We start from the raw sequence: 23,558 nt of genomic DNA, 5'->3' as shown, positions 1-23,558 counted from the left end.
CGGGTTCCTATCTCAGCTTGAGGGTCGACAGGCCGACCAGCGCCAGGATGACGGCGATGATCCAGAAGCGGATCACCACCTGGCTTTCGGTCCAGCCGAGCTTTTCGAAATGATGATGGATCGGCGCCATCAGGAACACGCGCTTGCCGGTCATCTTGAAGTAGCCGACCTGGATGATGACCGACAGGATTTCCACGACAAACAATCCGCCGACGATGACCAGCACGATCTCGTGCTTGGTAGCGACCGCGACCGTGCCGATCAGGCCGCCCATGGCCAGCGAACCGGTGTCGCCCATGAAGATCGCCGCCGGTGGCGCGTTGAACCAGAGGAAGCCGAGGCCGGCGCCGATGACGGCGCCGAGCACGACGGCCAGCTCGCCGGTGCCGGGCACGAAATGGATCTGCAGGTATTCGGCGAACACCGCATTGCCGGAGAGGTAGGCGATGACGCCGAAGGATGCCGCCGCAATCATGATCGGCACGATCGCCAGCCCGTCGAGGCCATCGGTCAAATTCACCGCATTGCCGGCGCCGACGATGACGAAGCAGGAGAACGGCACGAAGAACCAGCCGAGATTGATGATGAATTCCTTGGCGAAGGGGAAGGTCAGCGACGACGAGAACGGCGCCTGGCCATTATGCATGATCGCCCAGGCGGCGATGCCGGCGATGACGAATTCCAACGCCAGCCGCGCCTTGCCGGAAAAGCCGAGATGCGACTGCTTGGTTACCTTGAGATAGTCGTCGTAAAAGCCGATCGAACCGAAGCCCAGCGTCACCAAGAGCACCACCCAGACATAGATCGAGGAGAGGTTCGCCCATAGAAGCGACGAGCCGACGATGCCGCACAGGATCATCAGCCCGCCCATGGTCGGCGTGCCGGCCTTCTTGAAATGCGTCTGCGGGCCATCGGCACGGATCGGCTGGCCCTTGCCTTGCCGCAGCCTCAGCGAATTGATGATGGTCGGCCCGAAGATGAAGACGATCAACGCCGAGGTGATCAGCGCACCGCCGGTGCGGAAGGTAATGTAGCGGAAGACATTGAAGACCGAGACCTTGTCCGCAAAATCGACGAGCAATGTAAACATACGATTCCGTTCCCCGGACTAGTTCTGTTTCGTGCCTGCGGCTTCCGCCGGATATTTGCCGAGCAAGGCCTCGACCAGCTTTGAAAAGCCGATGCCTTTCGACGATTTGATCATCACCACGTCGCCGGCCTCCAGCGTCGACAGCAGCAGCGGCTTCAATTCCTCGGCGCCGGCGCGGTATTCCGTTTTGATCTCGTCGGGCAGGATGTCTGCCAGCGCCCGCATTTCCGGGCCGCCGAGAAAGACCGTGTGCGTGCCGGTCCCGACGATCAACTCGGCCAGGGCTGCATGCAGCTTGGCCGAATGGTCGCCGAGTTCGAGCATGTCGCCGAGCACGGCGATGCGCCGGCCCTCGCCCGTGACAGGCGTCGCATTGAGCAGCGCCATGGCAGCAGCCATCGAGGCCGGATTGGCGTTGTAGCTCTCGTCGATCAGTGTGATCGGTCCCTTGGGATGGCGCAGCACATGGCGCTTGCCGCGGCCACGCTCCGCAGAGAGATCGGCCAGCGCTTCTGCCACCTTTGCGATGTCAGCTTCAACGAGATACGCCGCGCCAAGAACGGCGAGCACATTCTGTACCATGTGGCGGCCGGGCGCGCCGATCCGGGCAACGACATCCTGCCCGCCGATCCTGGCGGCAATGTCGGAATGATCAGCATGCAGCTCGCATTTGGTGAGCTTGTAGGTCGAGCGGGCGTTCTCACCGAAGCCAAAGACATGTTCGACGCCGGCGGCCCGCGCCATCTTGTCGAGCAGCTTCCAGCGCGCATCGTCGCGGTTGAGCAAGGCCGCACCGCCGGGCTCGATGCCTTCGAAAATCTCGGCCTTGGCCTTGGCGATCTCGTCGAGATTTCTGAAGAAGCCGAGATGCGCCGCGGCAATCATCGTGACGATGGCGACATGCGGCCGGACCATCTTGACCAACGGCCGGATCTCGCCGGGATGGTTCATGCCGATCTCGAACACAGCATAGTTGCAATCATCCGGCATGCGCGCCAGCGTCAGCGGCACGCCCCAATGATTGTTGAAGGACTGCGCCGAAGCATGCACCGTGCCGACGGCCGACAGCACATGACGCAGCGCCTCCTTGGTGGTGGTCTTGCCGGCCGATCCGGTCACCGCGATGATTTTTGCGTTGGAACGGGCGCGGGCGGCAACACCGAGTTTCTCCAGTGCTGCCAGCACATCCTGCACGACGATCATCGGCGCCGTCAGCCGCCCAAGCGACGGCAATTTGCCTTCGGCGACGACCAGAACGCCGGCGCCGGCCTTGATCGCCGCGGTCGCGAAGTCATGGCCGTCCATCGCCTCGCCCTTGATGGCGAAGAAGGCGTCGCCCGGCTGCAGGCTGCGGCTGTCGATCGAGATCCCCGAAATTCCCTCCGGCATCGGCCCAAGCGGCCGACCGCCCATGGCGTCGACCAGCGCCTCGGAAGTCCAGAGCACGCTCATGCGGCCCGCTCCCGCAGCGCCGAGCGGACTTCTTCGTGGTCGGAGAACGGAAACGTCTCGGCGCCGATGGTCTGGCCCTCTTCATGGCCCTTGCCGGCAACGATCAGCGTATCGCCCGCTTTGAGCATGGCGACCGCTTCGTGGATCGCCTTGCGGCGGTCGCCGATTTCAATGGCGCCGGGTGCGGCTGCCAGGATCGCGGCACGAATCGTTTCCGGCACTTCCGAGCGCGGATTGTCGTCGGTGACGATGACGACATCGGCGAGCCGCGTGGCGATCTCGCCCATGATCGGCCGCTTGCCCCGGTCGCGGTCGCCGCCGCAGCCGAACACGACGATGACGCGGCCGGTGGTGAACGGGCGCACGGCGGCCAGCACATTTTCCAGCGCATCCGGCTTGTGGGCATAGTCGACATAGACGGGCGCGCCATTGGCGGTGGCGCCGACAAGGTCGAGCCGTCCCGGTGCCCCCTGAAGTTTCTCTAATGCCATCAAAGCTTTGGCGACCGGCGTTCCAGTGGAAATGGCCAGCCCGGCCGAAACCAGGGCGTTGGCGATCTGGAAGTCGCCGGCGAGCGGCAGGTCGATCTCGTAGAGCACGCCGTCGGCTTCGACCTCGGCGCGCTGGCGGTGGCGCTCGTGCTCGACCCGCTTCAGGCGCAGGAAATCGCCATGGCGGCCGACAGTCAGCACATTGAGCCCCGCGGCCTGCGCAGCCTGGATGGTCGGCGCCGACCACGGATCGTCGGCAAAGATGACCGCCGGCGCGCCTTTCGGCAGCAGCGTGTCGAACAGGCGCAATTTGGCGCGATGATAGTCCTCGACCGTCGGATGATAGTCCATATGGTCGCGGCCGAGATTGGTGAAACCGCCCGCGGCGAGCTTGACGCCATCGAGACGGCGCTGGTCGAGACCATGGCTGGAAGCCTCCATCGAGGCGTGTGTGACGCCGGCCTCCGCCAATTCCTTGAGCAACTGGTGCAAAGCCACTGGATCGGGTGTGGTCAACGAACCGTAATCGTTGCGGCCCGGCGCCACCACGCCGGTGGTGCCGATGGACGCGGCGGCAAAGCCGGCCTGCTCCCAGATCTGCCTGGTGAAGGCGGCGACCGAGGTCTTGCCTGCGGTGCCGGTAACCGCGACCATGGTCTCCGGCTGGCTGCCGAAGAAACGTGCCGCGCTCAGCGCCAGCGCCAGGCGTGGGTCGTCGACGCTGAGCACCGGGACGGACAGGCCGGAAACGGCGCTGGCCTTGCCCACGACAACCGCCGCTGCGCCGCGCTTTGCCGCATCGGCGGCATAGGCCGAACCATCCGCCTTGCTGCCGGCGAGCGCGAAAAAGACCACGCCGGTCTTGACCGTGCGGGAATCCGACGAAATCCCGGTTACCTCCACATCGCGGGAAGATGTTCCCTCGACAGGCAGGACACCGGCTAAATCTCTCAGGTGCATCGAACCCCGTTTATCTCAACAAAATGGCGCGCAGTTGCCGGCGCGCCCTAAGAATCACTGATAGGAAACCAGCGTTGCGCCATTTTCATGGCTGAAATCTGGCTTCACGCCAAGCATGGCGGCTGCCCGCCTGATGATGTTTCCGGCCATGACACCCGCATTGTTGGCGGCAACGTCGGTCATCCCGGGCTTTTCCGGGTGCGGAGCGTCAGCGATCGTAAACACCAGATATTGCGGATCGTCCATCGGGAAGGCAGCGACGAAGGTGTTGAAATTCAGTTCCTTCGAGTAGCGGCCATTGATCACCTTCTCGGCGGTTCCGGTCTTGCCGCCAACGCGGTAGCCGGGGGCCCTGGCGTTTCTGGCCGAGCCCTTCTCGGCATTGAGCGTATAGAGGTAGCGCATGCCCTCCACAGTCTTTTCGCTGACCACTCTCTTGGCCACCGCCATGGCATCCTGCTCGCTGCGGACCAGGAAAGTCGGCGGGATCAGGTAGCCCTGCATCAGCGCCGCGCAGCCGACGGCCGCCTGCAGCGGCGTCGTCGACACGCCATGGCCGAAGGCGATGGTGAAGGAGTTAACCTGCTTCCAGACCTTCGGTTCGGTCGGGCGGGCGACTTCAGGCAGTTCGGTCTGCATCCTGTCCAGAAGGCCAAGACGATGCAGGAATTCGCGGTGCCCCTCGATGCCGACCATTTCGGCCTCACGGGCCGATCCGATATTGGAGGAGTAAAGGAACACCTCCGGCAATGACAGCACGCGGTTCTTGCCGTGGAAATCGTGGATGGCCTGATGGCCGACCCGGATTGGGTGCGAGGCGTCGAAACGGCTGTTCATATTCGCTTTGCCGGAATCGAGTGCCATGGCCGAGGTGAAGCTCTTGAAGGTCGATCCCATCTCGTAGAGGCCGGCCGACATGCGGTTCAGCCGATCCTTGTCCTGCGCATTGAAGGGATTGTTCGGATCGAAATCCGGCACCGAGGCCATCGCCACCACTTCGCCGGTCTTGATGTTGAGCACGACGGCGCCGGCGCCCATGGCGCGATAGCGCTCGAGGCCGGCGGCAATCTCGTCGCGCACCACATGCTGGACGCGCAGGTCGATCGACAGCTGAACCGGCTTCAGGTCCTTGGCGATCGCCAAGCCTGAGGCCTGCAGGTCGCTCAGGCCCTGCTCGTCAATGTACTTCTCCATGCCGGAGATGCCCTGATTGTCGATGTTGGTGAGGCCGACAATGTAGGACGAGGTCACGCCGGCAGGATAGAAGCGGCGCTTTTCGGTGCGAAAGCCGATTCCGGGAATGCCGAGCTGCATGATGTCGGCCTGCTGCTTGGGCGTCAGCTGCCGCTGCAGCCAGACGAAGCCGGCGCCGCTTTTCAGCTTGTGATAGGTCTGCTCGGGGTCGATATCTGGCAGAATGGTCGACAGCTTTTCGATCGCCTCGTCGGCATCGACGACGCGGCGCGGCTCGGCAAACAGCGATGCCGTCTTGATGTCGGTCGCCAGCACCTCGCCGTTGCGGTCGACGATGTCGGGACGCGACGCCGTCACCCGGCTTTGCGGCCCATTCGACATGTCGGGGGACTGGAAACCGAGATAGACCAGCCGCCCGGCGATGGTCGAATAAATGCCGAAGAACACCGCCATCGTCATCACGATGCGGGTCTTGGCCTTGCCGCCGGTCGCCTTGCGCGCGCCTTCGACCACGATGGAGCCGTCCTCGCCGGTCCGTGCGCGGCGCTTCAGCAATTTGCCGACCGACGGAAGTTTGGCGCGCATTGGAAATCCAGCGATCATTGGACGATGGCTCCGGTGACCACGGGATCCTTGTCGGCTGGTCCTTTGCCGGAATTGTCGGCCATGCCGCCAAGCCGTTGCGACGACAGGTCCTCGATGTTGAGCGGTTTTGCCGGCAGGTCGTCGAGCCCGACGATCTGCCGCGCATTGACCGGCTCGAGTGCGAGCTGCGATTTGTAGATTTCAGCCAGCTTCTGCAGGCGCGACGGCTGGGTCAGCAGGCTCCAGTCGGCCTTGAGCAGGTCGATCGTGTCCTCCTGATAGCGGATCTGCGCCTCGATCTTCTGCACCGAAGCCAGCTGTTCCTCGGCCTCGCGCTTGGCCTTGTAGGTCAGGGCCGCGGCCGAGACCATGACGGCGATCAGGACTATGTCGCTGGTTCGAAACACGTATTCACCTCTCTCGCGGCGCCTGGATGCCGGGAAGCTTTGGAAGGCCGAAAATGGTGAGATCACCGGCGCGCGCCGGCGCCTCGGTGCGGATAGCGGTACGCAGCCTGGCCGAGCGCGCCCGCGGATTGGCAGCGACCTCGGCATCGCCTGCCGTCACGCCGCCACCAGCCTTGCGGAAGGTCGCAGTGCGTGCGTGAGCCTCGGGCAAATGACGTGAGCCGGTGGCGACGTCGGCGCTGTCGGCGATGAAGCGCTTGACGATGCGGTCTTCCAGCGAATGGAACGTCACCACCGCAAGCCGCCCGCCGGGCTTCAATACCCGCTCGGATGCCATTAGGGCTTTGGCCAATTCGCCCAGCTCGTCATTGACGAAAATGCGCAGCGCCTGGAAGACGCGGGTGGCCGGATGAATCTTGTCCTTCGGCGCGCGGCCGATATGCGTTTCGATGGCGTCGGCGAGATCGAGCGTGCGCTCGAACGGACGTTTTTCGCGGCGTGACTCGATCATGCGGGCAATGCGGCCGGCATTCCGCTCTTCGCCGAGGAAGCCGAAGATGCGGGCAAGGTCGCCTATCTTGAACGAATTGACGACGTCGGCAGCACTCAAGCCCGCCTGCGCCATGCGCATGTCGAGCGGCCCGTCGGTGCGGAACGAAAAGCCGCGCTCGGGCTGGTCGACCTGCATGGAGGAAATGCCGATGTCGAGGACAACGCCGTCGGCGCTTTCGACCTGCTCGTCCAGCGTCGAAAATGGCGCCTGCACCAGCCTTAGCCTGCCGCCGGATTGCTGTTCCAGGCCGCGCCCGGCGGCAATCGCATCGGGATCGCGATCGATCGCCACCACCGAGGCGCCGCTCGCCAGGATCGCCTTGGTGTAGCCGCCGGCGCCAAACGTGCCGTCGACGATCACATCGCCGGCTTTGGGTGAGAGCGCCTCCAGCACTTCGGCGAGGAGGACCGGAATGTGGCGGACCGGTCCGCCAACGGCGCTGAGATCATCGCCGTGATCCGCCATCATTCCGGCCGCTCCCCAGCCTTGGCCTCGTGAGCCTTCGTCCCCTGCCGAAGCTGCAAAAGCCGAGCGCGCGCCTGCGCCCCATAGGCGGCCAGCCGTCCAGGCTCCCAAACTTGAAAGAAATTGCCACGGCCGACAAAGGCCACTTCGCTCGTGATGCCCGTATGCTCGCGGATGAAATCGCTCATCGTGATGCGGCCATCCTGATCGAGCTTCAGGAACGTCCCGTCGCCATGGCAGAAGAACGACATATCGTCCGCCGTCTGCAAAAAAGGGTCTTCCAGCGCGATGCGCTGCTCGTAGCGGTCGAGCAGATCGAGCCCGCCGACATCCATCGCAGGCACGTCCAGGCCGCGCAGCGCATAGAGTTCGGAATAGCCGCGCTTCTGCACGACCGCGCGGAAATGCGCCGGAACGGAGACCCGCCCCTTCGCATCGATCCTGTTCACCGCGCTTGACAGAAACCGGTCCATGACACGCTGCAGCCGCTTCCGCCGCCGCACCCCTCTCCATGTTTTCGTCCGCGCCGAAGCGCATCCCCTGCCGAAAATCCGCTTCGATCCCAGCGGCAAAACCCCGCAAACGCACAGCCGCCGCGGCTGCCCGATTCGCGTACGCTTTACCCTGACGCGGAACGAAGGCTTTGGTATCGAAATGGGATATCATGGGGCACTATGGGCGTCAACGGGAACAGGCTTCACAAACGCGCGCGCCACAACCGGTGAGAGCAGCTCTGACAACACTCCCGTCTTTATCTCCCATTAAGCCTAACGAACCGTTTAGAGCGGGCTGGCCCAAGCGGAAGCGGCTTGCCGCGCATCACTGCCGCGAATAGCGTCGTCAGTCTTTTCGCTGAGCAACAAGGTCAGAAATCCATGTCCGAAACAGCCAGGTCCCGCGCGGCCTCCCTTGCCCATCTGCGTCGCGACGGACTTGTCAAAGGCGACCCCATCCCATTGCCGCTGACCATGGCCGCTATTTTCCACAACCCGGGCGACGGCGCCGGCTACAGTCAGTACGGCCGTTACAGCAACGCCACCTGGGATGCGGTCGAGCACATGCTGGCGCATCTCGAAGACGCGCCATGCGTCGGCTTCCCATCCGGAATGGCGGCAATCTCGGCGGTGTTTTTCGGCCTGTTGAAATCCGGCGATCGCGTGCTTTTGCCTTCGGACGGCTACCATGCCACACGCGCGCTGGCCGAACGTTTCCTTAAGCCCTTTGGCGTCGCCTATGATCTGCGGCCGACATCGACCTTTCTCGATGGCGACTTCGACGGCTACCGCCTTGTCTACGTTGAAACCCCGTCAAATCCGCGCTTGGACATTTGCGACATCACAGCGGTCGCCGAGGCCGCGCACCAAGCGGGCGCGATCGTCGTCGTCGACAACACCACGATGACGCCGTTCGGCCAGCGTCCGCTCGATCTCGGCGCCGACATCGTCGTTGCTGCCGACACCAAGGCGGCCAACGGGCATTCCGACGTGCTGTTCGGCCATGTCGCCAGCCGCAATCCAGATATCATCGCGGCCGTCACCGGCTGGCGCGAGACCGCGGGCGGCATTCCCGGCCCGTTCGAGGCTTGGCTGGTGCATCGCGGCCTGGAGACGCTGGACGTACGCTTCGACCGCATGTGTTCTTCTGCAGAGGTGATCGTGAAGCGCCTGAAAGACCATCGCGCCGTTAGCGGCTTGCGCTACCCCGGGCTGGAGGGCGACCCGTCGCACAACCTCGCCCGGGCGCAGATGGAGCGCTTCGGCTTCCTCATGTCCTTCGAACTCCTCTCCCAGGAAAAGGCCGAGGATTTCATCAACAACTGCACGCTGATGCAGGCGGCAACGTCGTTCGGGGGTGTCCACACCTCCGCCGAGCGGCGGGCCAAGCGAGGAGATTCGGTTCCGCCCGGCTTCGTGCGCCTGTCGGTGGGCTGCGAGCCGGTGGAAGAACTCTGGCAGGCGATCGAGGCATCGCTGGACAACATCGGCATCTGAGCTGGCGGTTAGGTCACCAAGTCGTCGGCGCCAATATCGCGCCTGCCGTGCAAAACGCGGACGATCTCGATCGCGTCTTCGCCCATGCGATACAGAGTGACATATTCGCCGACGATCAGATGACGAATGCCGGGCGCGATATCATCGCGCGGCGCACCTGAGAACGGGTGCAAGGTGAGCAGTGTCCAGCGCCTCTCCAAGCCGTCCACAAGGCGCATGGCCCCCTTTGGGCTATGTTCCGCAATGTAGTCACCGATGCCTTCGACATCTGATATCGCCTGAGGAAGCAGCCGATATTTCACTCTTCCGAGCCTGCAGCTTCCGACATCCTCTGATATTTGGCTCGCAGCCGGTCCATGAAGGGCTGGCCGTCCACCGCCGGTCCGCTGTCGATCCCCTCCTGAACCAGCCTGCGCAATTCCTCGACCGTGTAGCCGAGAAGATCGCGGCGGTCTTTCCATTGCCGCAGCGCATCACGGATGACTTCGCTGGCCGAGGCATATTCGCCGGCGGCCACGACATCGTCGACCGCCGCCGCCAGTTCCGGCGAAAGCGTGATGCTGCGTTTGTCGACGTGACCCATGATGCGCTCCTGATCAAACCATGACAATCATGGTACGATTAAATCGTACCAGCTTCAAGGATGCGTTTGTCTCGACCCCAGCATGCGTACTTGATTCAATCGCTCAAGCACCTGAATCGCCAGCTGCGCCCGAAGGCGCAGACTGCTGATCCAAAGGATTAATCGCGATATGGGGGAGAAATTGCCAGCTGGCCTGTAAGCCGGGTTTTGTATGGCCCTCGCCCCTTTCGGGGCGAGAACGTGGCGGCCATTCATCTTGGGCGCATGTTGCCATGCGCCTCACGCAACCTACCCGGACGGTGAGCCGGAAACAGCCCTCGAAGGTTTCCCCTCGCACCGTCCCTATTCGGTCTTGCTCCCGGTGGGGTTTACCGTGCCGCTCCTGTTGCCAGTCGCGCGGTGGGCTCTTACCCCACCCTTTCACCCTTGCCCCGATAAATCGTGGCGGTTTGCTTTCTGTGGCACTTTCCCTGGGGTCGCCCCCGCCGGCCATTAACCGGCACCGTGTCTCCATGGAGCCCGGACTTTCCTCACCCGCAGCCTTTCGGCTTTGCGGGTGCGGCCGCCCGGCCAGCTGGCAGAGCGTATAAAGGGGTTCACGTTCCAAAACGCAAATGAAAAAGCAGACTTATGCCGGCGATCCCAATGCCGCCAACTGCACCTTGACCTTGCCGCAATAGGCCGCCGACACCGGGTTCATCCGCGTCGCGGCATGGCCGGCATTGTATTTCAGGATCGTGCCGCAGGTGGTGCCGCCGCCGAGATTGCGCGCCATGGCAAGGTACTTCATGCCGTATTTGATGTTGGTGTCGGGATCGAACAGACCCTTGGCCGAGCCGCTATACCCCATCATCCGCGCCGTTGCCGGCTTGATCTGCATCAGGCCGATTTCACCCGCGCTGCCGACGATGTTCGGCCGGTAGTTGCTCTCGATCTTGATGACCGCCTGGGCCAGCGACACCGGCACGCCTTCGGCCGCAGCATAGCGGGCAATGATTGCCGAATACTGGTCGCCAAGCGCGGCTGCCGCAGTCGACTCCGCAGCGGTGCTTGGGCGGATCGATGCGGTGGTCGTCAGGTCGACGCTCTTCCTGTTGCGCTTAAAATGCCTCTTGGCCGTGGCTTTTCTGGCCTTCACCACGGCTGCTTTGCGCACATTCGCGGTGGTTGCTCTTTTTGCTTTCGGGTTTGCTTTCGTCATGGTGGCCTTGGCGGGTGCGGCGATGAAGCCCTGGTCTGCCCTCTGGCTCAGTGGTGCGGCATCGGCCGTGCTGAAGGTAAAAGTCATTACGCCGGCAGCAATAGCTGCCGTTACAACGGTCAATTTCTGCATGTGGTCCCGTTCTGTTTGGCCGCGCGAAGATCTTCACGCAGCAACGCCTAATCAATATCGGAGCATCCGGGGGGCTGGAGGTCCGATAACTTGCACGAACCGCCTTTGAGGGCGGAATTTGTGTCGAACAAGGCGAGGCAATTCACTTTCAGTGACAGGCTGTAACTTGAATATCAGAAAAAGATTATTTAGAGGCAACTGACGTAAGGGAAGTCAGCAGGCTTTGCAGCGTGCTAGACGTAGAGCCGTCGGCGACACCATCCACCAGGCGCGGTCGGAAATGCCGCTGAAAAGCTTCGACGACGATTTCGGTCTGGCGGTCGAAGACACCTGATATCTCGACGCCATAGCCATAGAGCGCCAGCATCGACTGCAGTGCCTCGACCTCGGCGCCGGTATCGCCGGCTTTCAGCACAGCGCCGCGCCGGACCGGCGCCGCAGGCACGAGATGGCCGACCCCGGCCGCAAACAGCGCCTTCCAGGGGAATTTCTCGCCTGGGTCGATCTTGCGCCCCGGCGCGATGTCGGAATGGGCAAGCACCCTTTGCGCCGCAATGGAATGGCGTTCGATGATACCAAGGCAAAGCCCGACCACCGCTTCCACCTGCCGCTTGGGAAAGGCCGAATAGCCGAGCGAATGGCCGGGATTGACGATTTCGATGCCGACCGAACAGGAGTTGATGTCGCGACGACCGAACCAGGAACTTGCACCGGCGTGCCAGGCGCGGTCGCTTTCGCGCACCATCTGGATAATGCGACCGTCCTCATGGACGAGGTAGTGCGACGAGACTTCGCTTGCGGGGTCGCACAACCAGGCTTCCGCGGCAGCACCCGTCGCCATGCCGGTATAGTGCAGCACGATCATGTCGGGCCTGAGCGTTTCGCGCCGCGGGCCGAAATTCGGCGATACCCTGACCTCCGCGCTTGGCTCGTCGGGCGAGAAGCCGGTCATGCGTGCCTGAGGCCCCGCTCGATCATTTCATAGGCCGCGTTGATCGCCGCGACCCTGGTCGTTGCAATCTTGATGAATTCCTGCGGCAGGCCGCGCGCGATCAGCCGGTCCGGATGATTGTCGGAGACCAGCTTGCGGTATCGCTTCCTGACCTCCTCGAACGGCTTGCCGCGCTCAATGCCGAGCACGATATAGGGATCGCCGGCGCCGAGATTGACGTGCCTGGCCATGATGGCCTCGTAGTGCACCTCGTCGATGCGGAAAATCTCGGCAATACGGTGCAGGAAAATCCCTTCGCGCTCATGCACCAGCCCATCCGCCTTGGCGATATGGAACAGACCGTCGAGTATGTCTTCCAGCATGACGCAGTTCGAATGGCCCGAGCCGCACATCTGCGCCATACTCTCGGCATAGGTCTCGAACCCGGCGACGTCGCGCTTGGCCAGATCGTAAAGCCGCGCCACATTGCGGGTCTGTTCTCGCGGCACCTCGAATATTTCCTGGAACGCGCGAACCTCGTCCTGGGTGACGATGCCATCGGCCTTGGCCATCTTGGCTGACAGCGCAATCATCGCCACAGAGAAGGCAACACGCCGGCGCAGATCAGCGTCACCGGAGAAAACCGTGCGCACGGCCTCAACCACATCGGCTACGCCGGACGTGGCTGAAGATGAAACGCGGGTGATGAAGTCGCCGAGGCGATCCCAAATCGACATGAGCGCTTATTAGGGCCGCCGGCCATTGCTATCAAGCCAAGACAGCGCCGCAGAGTGGATCGATTTGCGCAAGCAACCGACGCGCCAGATCCCAAACCGTAGGAAAGAGCCGGTTCAAGGCCCTTGAGCCCCGAATCGACCTAAACGCAGGAAGGCCGGCGCGAAGCCGGCCTCCTCTCTCGTCACGTCAAAGTGACCGAGACTGCTGCTACTGCGCGGGGGCAGGAGCAGGTGTTGCCGGAGCCGGTTCTGCAGGCTTCGGTGCATCCGGCGTCGCCGGCTTCATGGGCTCGGCGGCTGGCGGATTGGTGCTCTGGGTGGTGGTGTTATCCGTACCGCTGTCGCTGCAGGCGGCAACGCCGAACAGGGCCAGGGCGGAAACGGAAGCAAGAATCAGCTTTTTCATGACATCTCTCCTTCAACACACGCTCACGTTGCGGTGAACGGTCGAAGGCAAAATGCATCAAACGGCCATGAGTTTCGTAACGTTGCGTTTCCTGATGTAACATCCGCGCACTATCGATTGCGAGCCGGGCGATGCCGAACTAACAGTCTGGACCCAAATGCAATGCCGGAGTTCTGCGTGGACAAGAAATGGGATTTTTGGATCGACCGCGGCGGCACCTTCACCGACGTGATCGGACGTGATCCACAAGGCGGTTTGCATCCCAGGAAATTCCTGTCGGAAAATCCCGAAGCCTATCCCGACGCGGCCATAGCCGGCATCCGCGAGCTTCTGGGGCTGAAATCCGGCACCGCTATTCCTCCGGGCCTGGTCGGTGACGTCAAGATGGGTACCACCGTCGCCACCAATGCGCTGCTGGAGCGCAAGGGCGACCGTGTGCTTTTGCTCATCACCAAGGGCTTTCGCGACGCGCTGAAGATCGCCTATCAAGCGCGGCCAGACATCTTCGCCAAGGAGATCATTCTTCCCGAACAGCTTTATGAGCGGGTCATCGAGATCGACGAGCGTGTGCGCGCCAATGGCGAGGTCGAGCGCTTGCTCGACATCGCCGCCTGCCGGCCCGCCATCGAACAGGCGAAGGCCGACGGCATCAATGCGGTGGCCATCGTCTTCATGCATGCCTGGAAATATCCCGACCACGAGAAGGCGGTGGCGAAAGTCTGCCGCAAGATCGGGTTCAGCCAAGTCTCGGTCAGCCATGAAGTCTCGCCACTGATCAAACTGGTCGGCCGCGGCGACACCACCGTGGTCGATGCCTATCTGTCGCCGATCCTGTCGCGCTATGTGCAAAGAGTAGCGGGAGAACTGGGCGCGACGCCAATCTCCCCACTTCTGGAGGGTGAGGAGCGGTCGGCCAAAGGCCGAGAAAAAGCCAACGATTTGGCTTTTTCAGCGACGAACGCCCGGAGCCATAGCGAAGGGCAGTCCGCAAAGCGGCCAGAGGGGGTCCTCTCGGAAGGCACCGCCAATGCGCTGAGCCCGGTCGATCCAACCCCACCCGGCGGCTCCGCCGCCACCCTCCCCTCGAGGGGGAGGGAAAACCCTCGCCTGATGTTCATGATGTCGTCGGGCGGGCTTACCGCCGCCGACATGTTTCAGGGCAAGGACGCGCTGCTGTCCGGCCCGGCCGGCGGTGTCGTCGGCATGGTCGAGACGGCGAAACTCGCCGGATTCGAGAAAGTCATCGGTTTCGACATGGGCGGCACCTCGACCGACGTCGCCCATTATGACGGCGATTATGAGCGCGCCTTCGACACCGAGGTCGCCGGCGTGCGCATCCGTGCGCCGATGATGCGCATCCATACCGTCGCTGCCGGCGGCGGCTCGATCCTGCACTACGAAGCCGGCCGTTTCCGCGCCGGCCCGGATTCCGCCGGCGCCAATCCCGGCCCCGCCGCCTACCGGCGCGGCGGCCCGCTGGCCGTCACCGACGCCAATGTCATGCTGGGCAAGCTGCAGCCCGATTTCTTCCCAGCAATTTTCGGCCCAGACCAGGACCAGCCGCTGGACGTCGCCGCCGTGCATAAAAAATTCGCTGCGCTCGCCGCCGAAATCGGCGATGGCCGCACGCCGGAAGCCGTCGCCGAAGGGTTCGTTACCATCGCGGTGGAAAACATGGCCAATGCTATCAAGAAGATCTCCGTGCAGCGCGGCTACGATGTCACCGAATATCTCTTGAACTGTTTTGGCGGCGCCGGCGGCCAGCATGCCTGCCTGGTTGCCGACGCGCTCGGCATGGAGGCGGTACTGATCCACCCCTTCTCCGGTCTGCTCTCAGCCTATGGTATCGGCCTGTCGTCGGTTTTCGCGTCGCGCCAGCAGGCGCTCCTGAAGCCGCTTGCCGAAGAATCCAGGACCCAGATCGGCAGCCTCATCGGCACGTTGAAAAAAGCCGTCATCGCCGAATTGGCAGCGCAAGGCATCGCCGAGGACAAGATTGCGGCAAAGCCGGTGCTGCACATCCGCTATGACGGCACCGACACCACGCTGCCGGTGAATTTCGAACAGGGCTCGATCTTCCAGGCCAGGCGCGATTTCGAAGTGGCCCACAAGGCGCAGTTCGGGTTCGTCTATGATGACAAGCCGATGCTCGTCGAGACCGTTGGCGTGGAAGGCGCCGAGATCGTCGAGACCACGGCCGAAGCCGTTGCGCCCGCCGAACCGGCAAGGGTTGAAACCGGTGCGTCCGGAACGCGGCGCATCTACACCGAGGGCCGGTGGCATGAAGCCGGCATCCATCGCCGCGAAAACCTGCGCCCATCCAATCTGGTCCCAGGCCCCGCTTTGATCATCGAGCCGAACCAGACCATCGTCGTCGAGCCGGGCTGGCAGGCCGAAATCACCAACCTCAATCACGTCGTCATCCGCCGCACGGAACGGAAAGTTCGCACGGCTGCCCTCGGTACCGAAGCCGATCCGGTGATGCTGGAGGTCTTCAACAACCTCTTCATGTCGATCGCCGAGCAGATGGGCGTCACGCTGCAGAACACCGCCTATTCCGTCAACATCAAGGAAAGGCTGGACTTTTCCTGCGCCGTCTTCGACCGCCACGGCGCGCTGGTCGCCAACGCGCCGCACATGCCGGTGCATCTCGGCTCAATGGATCGCTCAGTCGAAACCATCATCCGGCTGAACTCCGGCGACATCCACCCCGGCGACGTCTTTGCGCTGAACGCACCTTACAATGGCGGCACGCATCTGCCCGACATCACCGTGGTGACGCCGGTCTTTTCCCTCCCCCTCGAGGGGAGGGTGGCCGCGCAGCGGCCGGGTGGGGTCCTCTCAGAAGGCACCGCAAGGGCGTCGAGCACTGCCGCAGCGACCCCCTCCGGCGGCTCCGCCGCCACCTCCCCTTCAAGGGGGGAGGAAATCCTGTTCTGGGCGGCCTCACGCGGCCATCATGCCGACATTGGCGGCACGGCACCTGGCTCGATGACACCACTTGCCACCACGGTCGACGAGGAAGGCGTGCTGTTCGACAATTTCCGCGTCGTCGATCGCGGAAAATTCCGCGAGGCGGAGCTGCAAACGCTGCTCACCGACCACCCCTACCCCGCCCGCAACCCGCACCAGAACATCGCCGACCTAAAGGCGCAGATCGCCGCGAATGAAAAGGGCGTGGCGGAATTGCGCAAGATGGTCACCCATTTCGGCCTCGACGTCGTCGAAGCCTATATGGGCCATGTCCAGGACAACGCCGCCGAAAGCGTGCGCCGCGTGCTGGAGCGGCTGCCAGATAGTTCCGAGTACGAATACCCGACCGACACTGGCCAGGTGATCAAGGTGAAGATTACCGTCGATCGGCAAAAGCGCGAGGCGACCGTGGACTTCACCGGAACGTCGAAGGTCGAGAAGAACAATTTCAATGCGCCCGAGCCCGTCGCCCGCGCAGCCGTGCTCTATGCCTTCCGTGTCATGGTCGAGGACATGATCCCGATGAATGCCGGCTGCCTGCGGCCGATCAACATCATCATCCCCGACGGCTCGATGCTGAAGCCCGCCTACCCCGCCGCCGTCGTCGCCGGCAATGTCGAGACCTCGCAGCATGTCACAAACGCCCTGTTCGGCGCCATGGGAGCCATGGCCAATGCGCAAGGCACGATGAACAACCTGACCTTCGGCAACAAGCAGTACCAGTATTACGAGACCATCTGCTCCGGCTCGCCGGCAGGCCGGATGAACTCCGGCCGCGGCTTTGCCGGCACATCCGGCGTCCACACCCACATGACCAATTCGCGCCTCACCGATCCGGAAGTGCTGGAACTGCGCTTTCCCGTCATGCTCGAGGATTTCCACATCCGCGAAGGTTCCGGCGGCAAAGGCAAATGGAGCGCCGGCGACGGCACCAGGCGCACCATCCGCTTCCTCGAAAAGATGGAATGCGCCATCCTGTCCTCGCACCGCAACCGCCCGCCGCAAGGCCTCGATGGCGGCGGTGACGGCGAGGTCGGCTCGACCAAGGTCCGCCGCCAGGACGGCAGCGTCGAGACGCTGAAGGCCTGCGACCAGACCGTGCTCGACGCCGGCGACGCCGTCATCCTGACGACGCCGACGCCGGGCGGGTTTGGCAAGCAATGACGGAGTCTTGCTAGGTGCCGATCAACGGACAATCTGGGCGCGCGAGAATTGCGTTTTGAGGATAAGTACCCATGACCGGGTGACGAACATTCCTGAGGTACTCGGCCGGCGATCTGAGCTTCAACCCGAACTTTTCGGACTCGTTGATGGGATGGCCGATCGGCTGTATCCGCCTTTGCAACCAGTAATGGGGTGGTTAGCCTGGCTGCAGCGGATGCGTGGCGAACTCTTAAAGCTGCCCATTTTGCCGACAGATTGAAGTCACATTAAACGGCCTTTCAATGGGACTCGACTCATCGACCTGCCGGCGTGATAGTCCGCTTGGGTTGAGGGTTTGGCCATGACAGCAGACGTAGAGATGCTAGGTCCTACTATGGACCGCTATTTGACCGAAAACAAAGCTGCTGCGTGCATCTCGATCAAGGCTTCTATCGCCATGCTGAGGGATCGAACTGGCACCATTCTCTCCGACGTTGATCTGGAACAGTTCATCGGGACGATCGCAACAACACTCGGCAAAGCCATCCTGTTCGACCACTATGGCGGCAAGGCCTTCAGACTTGGTGCAGGCTGATGCGCAAGACTTTTCACGGGTTCTACGAGCCGACGGCGGCAGAGTTTGAAAAAATCTGGTCAGAAGGGCTGCTCGTTCCCGACACCAATGTGTTGTTGCATCTTTTCAGATTCATGCCGAAACAACGGGCGGAGGTCCTGGCTGCATTCCAATCGTTTGGTCAAAGGCTTTGGCTGCCGCATCAGGTAGGTCAGGAGTTTCAGTTGAACTGGCGCTCGGCCGACAGTTCCAACAGAGGCGAGTATCGAAAACTGAAGGACAAGCTCGCGACGAAAAAAGGGGAAGTCGAATCTCTCGTGAGCGCTTTCAGTCGATACGATCCGTGGCCCGCTGGTTCTGGGATGAAGAATATCGGTGGGTTCTTCGATCACCTCGCGAAAGAGGTTGACGATGCCGTCGGCGAGCTCCCCGACGCCCAAGGCGTGTTTGCTGCTGTGACAGATCTATTTGAAGGAAAGGTCGCCGATCAGCCCAAAGATATAGAGGGTCGCGCTAAGGAGGGAACTCGGCGTGCAGCTGCCGAGATACCTCCCGGCTACATGGACAAGCGACCGGGCGACTATCTCATTTGGGCCGAGATGAAGCAAAAGGCCAAATCGACTAATGCACCGATCCTCTTCATCACAGACGACGCCAAGGAGGATTGGTGGCTTATCCAGTCCGGAAAGACAGTAGGTCCGCGCCCTGAGTTAAGGCAGGAATTTTTCGCAGAAACTGGACAGCTGTTTTACTCTTATGCGCCAGCGCGATTCCTGGCGCTGGTTGCAGACCGCACGAAAAATATCGTCTCGCCCGAGACGGTGAAGGAGATGCGGCGAGCTGAACTCGACGCCGTCGCTTCGTCGTGGGCGCATGCTGCGAACTCGCTGAAAAACCGCTCTGTTGAGTGCACAGCAGAACCTGAGCGTTTTATACGGCTGTTGATGAGGTACTGCAATTTTGTGGGAATGCGGGACAGCATCGGGAATGGCTCAGACCGGGCGGAAGGTATTCGACTGGAAATGGAGAAACTGAGGGTTGAACTTTTTTCGCTTCTTAAAGCCGAGACGTTGGAAGAAAGAGTTGGCGTATTTAATGAGTTTGTCGGCTTGGGTGTCAGAGCTCTTCCAGGTCGATGGGGTCATGAAGGGGACGCAGCGCGGTCCAGACTTCAAATGCTTTACGACAAGGCCCATCTCTCGGCCATATCGGATGGTTCACCGTCTGCTTGGGGACCTGGAGATTGAAGCGTTTGGAGGCATAATCCACCATAGCCACAAACATCCCGCCGGTAAAAGGGGCGGGTGATGGCCTTGCGTAGAGCAGCATAGTCCGACAAGCCTGCGTCATTCAGGACAACGATCTCGCCGTCGATAATTGCGCCAGCATGACCTCTATTTCGTCGCATTCGATCTGCTGCACCTTAACGGCCATGACTTGCGGGGTATGGACCTCGACGACCGCCGCGAGCTCAGTTCATTCAATGGAACGGGACAGGCCCGGCGCAGCGGCCTATAGCTGGTAAGCCGGGCTAGACGCTGTGGTGTCACGAGGTCTAGCGGGGATGAATACCAGGGATGCATGGAGGGTGACGTGCTAGAAGAAACCGAAGAGCTTCTTTTCCAGTCAAACTTGGTGCGCCGGGTCAAGAACCTCGCGCTCGGTCCGACGACGCCTTCAAACGCCCTGGTCCCTCTTTACGAGGCAATTTATAATTCAATTCACGCCGTTCAAGATCGCTTCCTACAGGAGTGGGTGAGAGGCGGCCGGATCGGCGTCTCAATTTTCATGGATAATGGCGCTCCAAGCGTTGAAATCAGAGACAACGGAATCGGCCTAGACAACGATAATTTCACGTCTTTTCGGACCTACGATAGCGATCACAAAGCTAAGCGTGGTGGCAAAGGAGTTGGCCGGCTCTCCTGGCTTAAAGTTTTCGATTCCGCCGAGGTCACGAGCGTCTTTGCGCTGGCCGGAGAACTGTATGTTCGGCACTTCTACATTTTGCTGGACAACCTTAGACCGATTCAACAGCACACAGTGAAGCCGGCTCCAGATGGCCAGATCGGCACGGTCGTTAAGCTCATTCGAATGAAACCGGAATATGCGCGACATATGCCGTCACGCACCGATACCATTTTACGGAAAATTGCGGCTCACTTCCTACCCTACCTTGTTTCAAAGGCGAAACCGTCCATAACGATCGAGACCGCGACTGAGAGCTACGATCTAGGCGAGTTTTTGGGTTCCCAAGGAGTAGAACTGGGAGAGCTCGACTTCCCAGTTTCTGAGACCGAGGAGCTGCATCTTGAACACAATCTTCTTCGGCAGGGCGTCCTCGAAGGCAAGGTAAGTCATACGCTGTATCTTGCGGCCCATGATCGAGTGGTAGCATCCTTCGACATCGGCTTGGCGCTCGGCCTAGCGACATATATCGAACGCGACGGACAGCGTTATGCCTATGCAGGCGTTGTGAGTGGAAGCCTTCTGGATGAGGCTGTGAATTCGGAAAGGACAGCATTCGACCTGGATGCGGAAACCATCGAATTGACAAAGAGGGGGGCACTTGCTGAGATCAAAATTATCTTAGGCCCGCAACTCGACAGGGTCATAGACAAGCAAACAGATCTCTTGCGAAATGTGGTCAAAAAATATCCTCGCTTTTCATATCTGCTGAGCAATCCCAGGGATTTCGTGGCCGATAAAATCCCGCGCAATTTTCGCACTTCCGAACAAATCTACCAGCATCTGGCATTGTACGATTTTCGGGAGAACCGCGACATTGAACGTAAGGTCGAGGTGCTCTCGAAAGAGAAAGTCTCTGATGAAGATCCGGTCCAAAGCGGTGTTCAAGCTATTGTGAGCCGGTTGACAGCCCAAGAATTCTCAGTGCTTGCGGACTATACGGTACGAAGAAAGGTGGTGTTGGACCTGTTGGAAAGAAGGCTGGGCTACCGGCCTGACGGCACAATGAAACAGCATGCGGAGGAGGCTCTGCATAGCTTCGTCGTTCCTATGAGGGTTACGAATAGCGAAATCCATATCGACAAGCACAACCTTTGGATCATCGATGACAAACTTACGTACTATGAGCATTGGGCCTCGGACAAAAAGCTGAAAACCCTTTTGGCCGAGAGCGATTCAGGCAGTCGGCCGGACGTTCTCCTGTTCGGAGGCAGAACTGCCTATCACCGCCCAGGAACTGACCAACCGGTCGTCATCATTGAATTTAAAAAGCCGGTTCGAAACGACTACAATGATGACGAGAATCCATTCACTCAGATCTACGGCTATATCGAGGAGCTTCGCGCTGGCAAAGTCCTGGACCGGTCTGGCGGCCTTATCCAAGAGATTTCGGAAACCACACCGTTCTTTTGCTACATCATCGCGGACCTAACACCCAATCTCCGAAAATGGTTGAGGATGGCCCAGATCAACGTCCCGCTACCCGGAGGCGGCGGGTTCTACGGCTATAACGATGACTATAAGGCATTCATTCAAGCGCTGAGCTACCGCTACGTGCTGAAAGACGCACGAATGAGAAACGAGGCGTTCTTCAAGCAACTCGGTATTTGAAAGCTGATCGCGGCCGCCGGCCGAGAGTAGCTTTCTGATGCCAAATGAAGTTGCGCGGAGGTGCCAAACGATTTTGCGCGCTACAGCCTGAACTCGCGTCAACAGCCTGTCACCCGCCTGTCATGCCCCTGAGTTACCCGCTTGCGGCAAAGCAAATGGGGAATCACTTTGCCATGACGGACGTCTCCTCGGATCTCGTTTTTCGCCGCGGCAAGGAAGTTGGAAAAGCCGTCTACCAGAACCGCCCGCTTTCGCAGGCCGGCCTTTCCGAACGGCTGTTTGCGCTTCTGTTTTCCGGCCTTGTCTATCCGCAGATCTGGGAAGACCCTGAAGTCGACATGGAGGCCATGCAGCTTGGCCAGGGCCACCGCGTCGTCACCATAGCGTCGGGCGGCTGCAACATCCTCGCCTACCTCACCCGCTCGCCTGAACGCGTCGATGCGGTCGACCTCAACGCCGCCCACATCGCCTTGAACCGGATGAAGCTGGAGGCGGTGCGGCATCTGCCCTCGCAGGGCGATCTGTTCCGTTTCTTCGGCGCCGCCGACACCAACCACAATTCGCAAGCCTATGACCGCTTCATCGCGCCGCATCTCGACCCGGTCAGCCGCCACTATTGGGAGCGTCGCAGCTGGCGCGGCCGCCGGCGCATCACCGTCTTCGACCGCAATTTCTACCAGACCGGCCTGCTCGGCCTGTTCATCGCCATGGGCCACCGCATCGCCAAATTCTTCGGCGTCGATCCCGCCGGTATCATGGCGTCGAAGAGCCTCGCCGACCAGCGCCGCTTCTTCAACGAAGAGCTGGCGCCGGTCTTCGACAAGAAGCTGTTGCGCTGGGCTACCTCGCGCAAGGCTTCGCTGTTCGGCCTCGGCATTCCGCCGGCGCAGTACGATTCGCTGATCACCTCGGGCGATGGTTCGATGGCCAGCGTGCTGAAGGCCCGGCTGGAAAAGCTCGCTTGCGATTTTCCGCTGAAGAACAACTACTTCGCTTGGCAAGCCTTCGCCCGTCGCTATCCCAATCCGGGTGAGGCCGCCCTGCCCGCCTATCTAGAAGAGGCCAACTACAAGGCGATCCGCAACAATGTCGATCGCGTCGGCATCCACCACGCCAATCTGATCGAATTTCTGGCCGGCAAGGACGCAAGCACCGTCGACCGTTTCGTCCTGCTCGACGCGCAGGACTGGATGACGGACGACCAGCTCAATGCCCTTTGGTCGGAGATCACCCGCACCGCCTCGGTCGGCGCCCGAGTCATCTTCCGCACCGCCGCCGAGCCCAGCGTGCTGCCGGGCCGCGTCTCGATCTCGCTGCTCGACCAGTGGACCTACGAGGACGAGGCCTCGCGCGACTGTTCGGCCCGCGACCGCTCGGCCATCTATGGCGGCTTCCACCTCTATGTGAAGCGCGCGGCATGAGCGCGAGCGAGCTGCCGGCCGACCATGCCGAACTGATGGACGGCGTCTATCGCTGGCAACGCCATATCTACGACCTGACCCGCAAATACTATCTGCTTGGCCGCGACCAGATGATAGTCGGGCTGGATGTGCCGGCGAATGGCAGAGTGCTCGAACTTGGCTGCGGCACCGGCCGCAACATCGCGCTTGCCGCCCGCCGCTATCCCGACGCCCGCCTCTACGGCCTCGACATCTCGGCCGAGATGCTGGAAACGGCGAGCAAGGCGATCGGCCGCGAAGGCCTGTCCGGCCGCGTCGTGCTGGCGCGCGGCGACGCCACCGATTTCGACGCCAAGACGCTGTTCGGCGTCGAGCGCTTCGACCGCATCTTCGTGTCCTATTCGCTGTCGATGATCCCCGGTTGGGAAAAGACGGTTTCAGCAGCCCTTGCGGCACTCGCGCCCGGCGGCTCGCTGCATGTCGTCGATTTCGGCCAGCAGGAAGGCTTGCCCAACTGGTTCCGGACATTGCTGCGCGGCTGGCTCAAGAAATTCCATGTCACGCCACGTGAATCATTGCGCGAAGTCTTGGAATCGGAATCTCGGCGAACCGGCGCAAGCTTCTGTTTCCGCGCGCTTTATCGCGGCTATGCCCGGCTGGCGGTCGTCAAGATCGCGCACTCTTACCTCCCCCTCGATGGGGGAGGTCGCGCCG

General features: G+C 61.4%; 20 protein-coding genes, 1 other RNA gene and 1 pseudogene. 8 read left to right on the top strand and 14 right to left on the bottom strand.

Going from position 1 to position 23,558, the window contains the following annotated elements; genetic code table 11:
• Nucleotides 1–7 precede the first annotated feature (7 nt).
• From mraY to mraZ, 7 genes are read right to left on the bottom strand one after another with little or no spacing between them, the layout of a single operon-like run.
• Nucleotides 8–1,090 (bottom strand): phospho-N-acetylmuramoyl-pentapeptide-transferase, encoded by a 1,083-nt coding sequence (gene mraY, locus NKI61_RS14700; protein ID WP_023668273.1) that lies wholly within the window; start codon nucleotides 1,088–1,090, stop codon nucleotides 8–10.
• Nucleotides 1,091–1,108: 18 nt separating this feature from the next.
• Nucleotides 1,109–2,542 (bottom strand): UDP-N-acetylmuramoylalanyl-D-glutamyl-2,6-diaminopimelate--D-alanyl-D-alanine ligase, encoded by a 1,434-nt coding sequence (locus NKI61_RS14695; protein ID WP_023746915.1) that lies wholly within the window; start codon nucleotides 2,540–2,542, stop codon nucleotides 1,109–1,111.
• Nucleotides 2,539–3,993, bottom strand: a complete 1,455-nt coding sequence (locus NKI61_RS14690; RefSeq protein ID WP_023746916.1) for a UDP-N-acetylmuramoyl-L-alanyl-D-glutamate--2,6-diaminopimelate ligase — start codon at nucleotides 3,991–3,993, stop codon at nucleotides 2,539–2,541. Before NKI61_RS14690 ends, NKI61_RS14695 begins: the two co-directional genes overlap by 4 nt.
• A gap of 54 nt (nucleotides 3,994–4,047) precedes the next feature.
• Nucleotides 4,048–5,772 (bottom strand): peptidoglycan D,D-transpeptidase FtsI family protein, encoded by a 1,725-nt coding sequence (locus NKI61_RS14685; RefSeq protein WP_023746917.1) that lies wholly within the window; start codon nucleotides 5,770–5,772, stop codon nucleotides 4,048–4,050.
• A 14-nt stretch (nucleotides 5,773–5,786) separates the two neighbouring features.
• Entirely contained in the window at nucleotides 5,787–6,179 is a 393-nt protein-coding gene (gene ftsL, locus NKI61_RS14680) for a cell division protein FtsL (protein ID WP_352839902.1), read from the bottom strand.
• A 4-nt stretch (nucleotides 6,180–6,183) separates the two neighbouring features.
• Nucleotides 6,184–7,200: a 16S rRNA (cytosine(1402)-N(4))-methyltransferase RsmH gene (rsmH, locus tag NKI61_RS14675; RefSeq protein WP_023741699.1), complete on the bottom strand. Its 1,017-nt coding sequence runs from the start codon at nucleotides 7,198–7,200 to the stop codon at nucleotides 6,184–6,186.
• Nucleotides 7,197–7,670 carry a division/cell wall cluster transcriptional repressor MraZ gene (gene mraZ, locus NKI61_RS14670; RefSeq protein ID WP_023682144.1) on the bottom strand — a complete coding sequence of 158 codons (474 nt, stop codon included), beginning with the start codon at nucleotides 7,668–7,670 and terminating at the stop codon, nucleotides 7,197–7,199. The genes rsmH and mraZ overlap by 4 nt, the downstream gene beginning before the upstream one ends.
• 402 nt (nucleotides 7,671–8,072) lie before the next feature.
• Between mraZ and NKI61_RS14665 the strand changes: the two genes are divergently transcribed.
• Nucleotides 8,073–9,188: a cystathionine gamma-lyase gene (locus tag NKI61_RS14665; RefSeq protein WP_023741700.1), complete on the top strand. Its 1,116-nt coding sequence runs from the start codon at nucleotides 8,073–8,075 to the stop codon at nucleotides 9,186–9,188.
• An 8-nt stretch (nucleotides 9,189–9,196) separates the two neighbouring features.
• On the opposite strand, the gene NKI61_RS14660 is transcribed toward NKI61_RS14665, so the two are convergent.
• The 7 genes from NKI61_RS14660 to NKI61_RS14630 all read right to left on the bottom strand — a co-directional run bounded on the left by NKI61_RS14660 (nucleotide 9,197) and on the right by NKI61_RS14630 (nucleotide 13,178).
• Nucleotides 9,197–9,490 (bottom strand): type II toxin-antitoxin system RelE/ParE family toxin, encoded by a 294-nt coding sequence (locus NKI61_RS14660; protein ID WP_023741701.1) that lies wholly within the window; start codon nucleotides 9,488–9,490, stop codon nucleotides 9,197–9,199.
• On the bottom strand, nucleotides 9,487–9,771 hold the full coding sequence (locus tag NKI61_RS14655) for a type II toxin-antitoxin system ParD family antitoxin (protein WP_023688026.1): 285 nt from the start codon (nucleotides 9,769–9,771) through the stop codon (nucleotides 9,487–9,489). Before NKI61_RS14655 ends, NKI61_RS14660 begins: the two co-directional genes overlap by 4 nt.
• 180 nt (nucleotides 9,772–9,951) lie before the next feature.
• Nucleotides 9,952–10,349, bottom strand: an RNA gene (gene rnpB / locus NKI61_RS14650) — RNase P RNA component class A.
• 50 nt (nucleotides 10,350–10,399) lie between these two features.
• Nucleotides 10,400–11,104: a lytic transglycosylase domain-containing protein gene (locus NKI61_RS14645; protein ID WP_023705555.1), complete on the bottom strand. Its 705-nt coding sequence runs from the start codon at nucleotides 11,102–11,104 to the stop codon at nucleotides 10,400–10,402.
• 184 nt (nucleotides 11,105–11,288) lie between these two features.
• Complete coding sequence (locus NKI61_RS14640) at nucleotides 11,289–12,056, bottom strand: N-acetylmuramoyl-L-alanine amidase (RefSeq protein WP_352839900.1); 768 nt, start codon at nucleotides 12,054–12,056, stop codon at nucleotides 11,289–11,291.
• The gene (locus NKI61_RS14635) at nucleotides 12,053–12,772 is read right to left on the bottom strand and encodes a J domain-containing protein (RefSeq protein WP_023668261.1); all 720 of its coding nucleotides are present in this window, start codon (nucleotides 12,770–12,772) and stop codon (nucleotides 12,053–12,055) included. Before NKI61_RS14635 ends, NKI61_RS14640 begins: the two co-directional genes overlap by 4 nt.
• A gap of 208 nt (nucleotides 12,773–12,980) precedes the next feature.
• Nucleotides 12,981–13,178: a hypothetical protein gene (locus NKI61_RS14630; RefSeq protein ID WP_023668260.1), complete on the bottom strand. Its 198-nt coding sequence runs from the start codon at nucleotides 13,176–13,178 to the stop codon at nucleotides 12,981–12,983.
• A gap of 177 nt (nucleotides 13,179–13,355) precedes the next feature.
• Between NKI61_RS14630 and NKI61_RS14625 the strand changes: the two genes are divergently transcribed.
• From NKI61_RS14625 to NKI61_RS14595, 7 genes and pseudogenes are all read left to right on the top strand, one after another.
• Nucleotides 13,356–17,315: a hydantoinase B/oxoprolinase family protein gene (locus NKI61_RS14625; protein WP_352839899.1), complete on the top strand. Its 3,960-nt coding sequence runs from the start codon at nucleotides 13,356–13,358 to the stop codon at nucleotides 17,313–17,315.
• A 340-nt stretch (nucleotides 17,316–17,655) separates the two neighbouring features.
• A complete protein-coding gene (locus NKI61_RS14620; protein ID WP_352839898.1) occupies nucleotides 17,656–17,889 on the top strand; it encodes a hypothetical protein in 234 nt (77 codons plus the stop codon).
• Complete coding sequence (locus tag NKI61_RS14615; RefSeq protein WP_023744590.1) at nucleotides 17,889–19,115, top strand: PIN-like domain-containing protein; 1,227 nt, start codon at nucleotides 17,889–17,891, stop codon at nucleotides 19,113–19,115. The genes NKI61_RS14620 and NKI61_RS14615 overlap by 1 nt, the downstream gene beginning before the upstream one ends.
• A gap of 133 nt (nucleotides 19,116–19,248) precedes the next feature.
• Nucleotides 19,249–19,341, top strand: a pseudogene (locus tag NKI61_RS14610) (ATP-dependent DNA ligase); the annotation flags it as partial.
• Between the two features lie 120 nt (nucleotides 19,342–19,461).
• Nucleotides 19,462–21,444, top strand: coding sequence for an ATP-binding protein (locus NKI61_RS14605; protein ID WP_196814977.1), 1,983 nt, complete (start codon nucleotides 19,462–19,464; stop codon nucleotides 21,442–21,444).
• Between the two features lie 122 nt (nucleotides 21,445–21,566).
• On the top strand, nucleotides 21,567–22,865 hold the full coding sequence (locus tag NKI61_RS14600; RefSeq protein ID WP_352839897.1) for a BtaA family protein: 1,299 nt from the start codon (nucleotides 21,567–21,569) through the stop codon (nucleotides 22,863–22,865).
• The coding region (locus NKI61_RS14595; RefSeq protein ID WP_352839895.1) for a class I SAM-dependent methyltransferase at nucleotides 22,862–23,558 on the top strand (697 nt) is incomplete at its 3' end. The genes NKI61_RS14600 and NKI61_RS14595, both read left to right, overlap by 4 nt.

This window comes from Mesorhizobium sp. M0514 (assembly GCF_040321145.1).
Lineage (GTDB): Bacteria > Pseudomonadota > Alphaproteobacteria > Rhizobiales > Rhizobiaceae > Mesorhizobium.
Note: the sequence above shows the minus strand (reverse complement) of the source record. Positions and strands in the feature narration are given on the sequence as shown.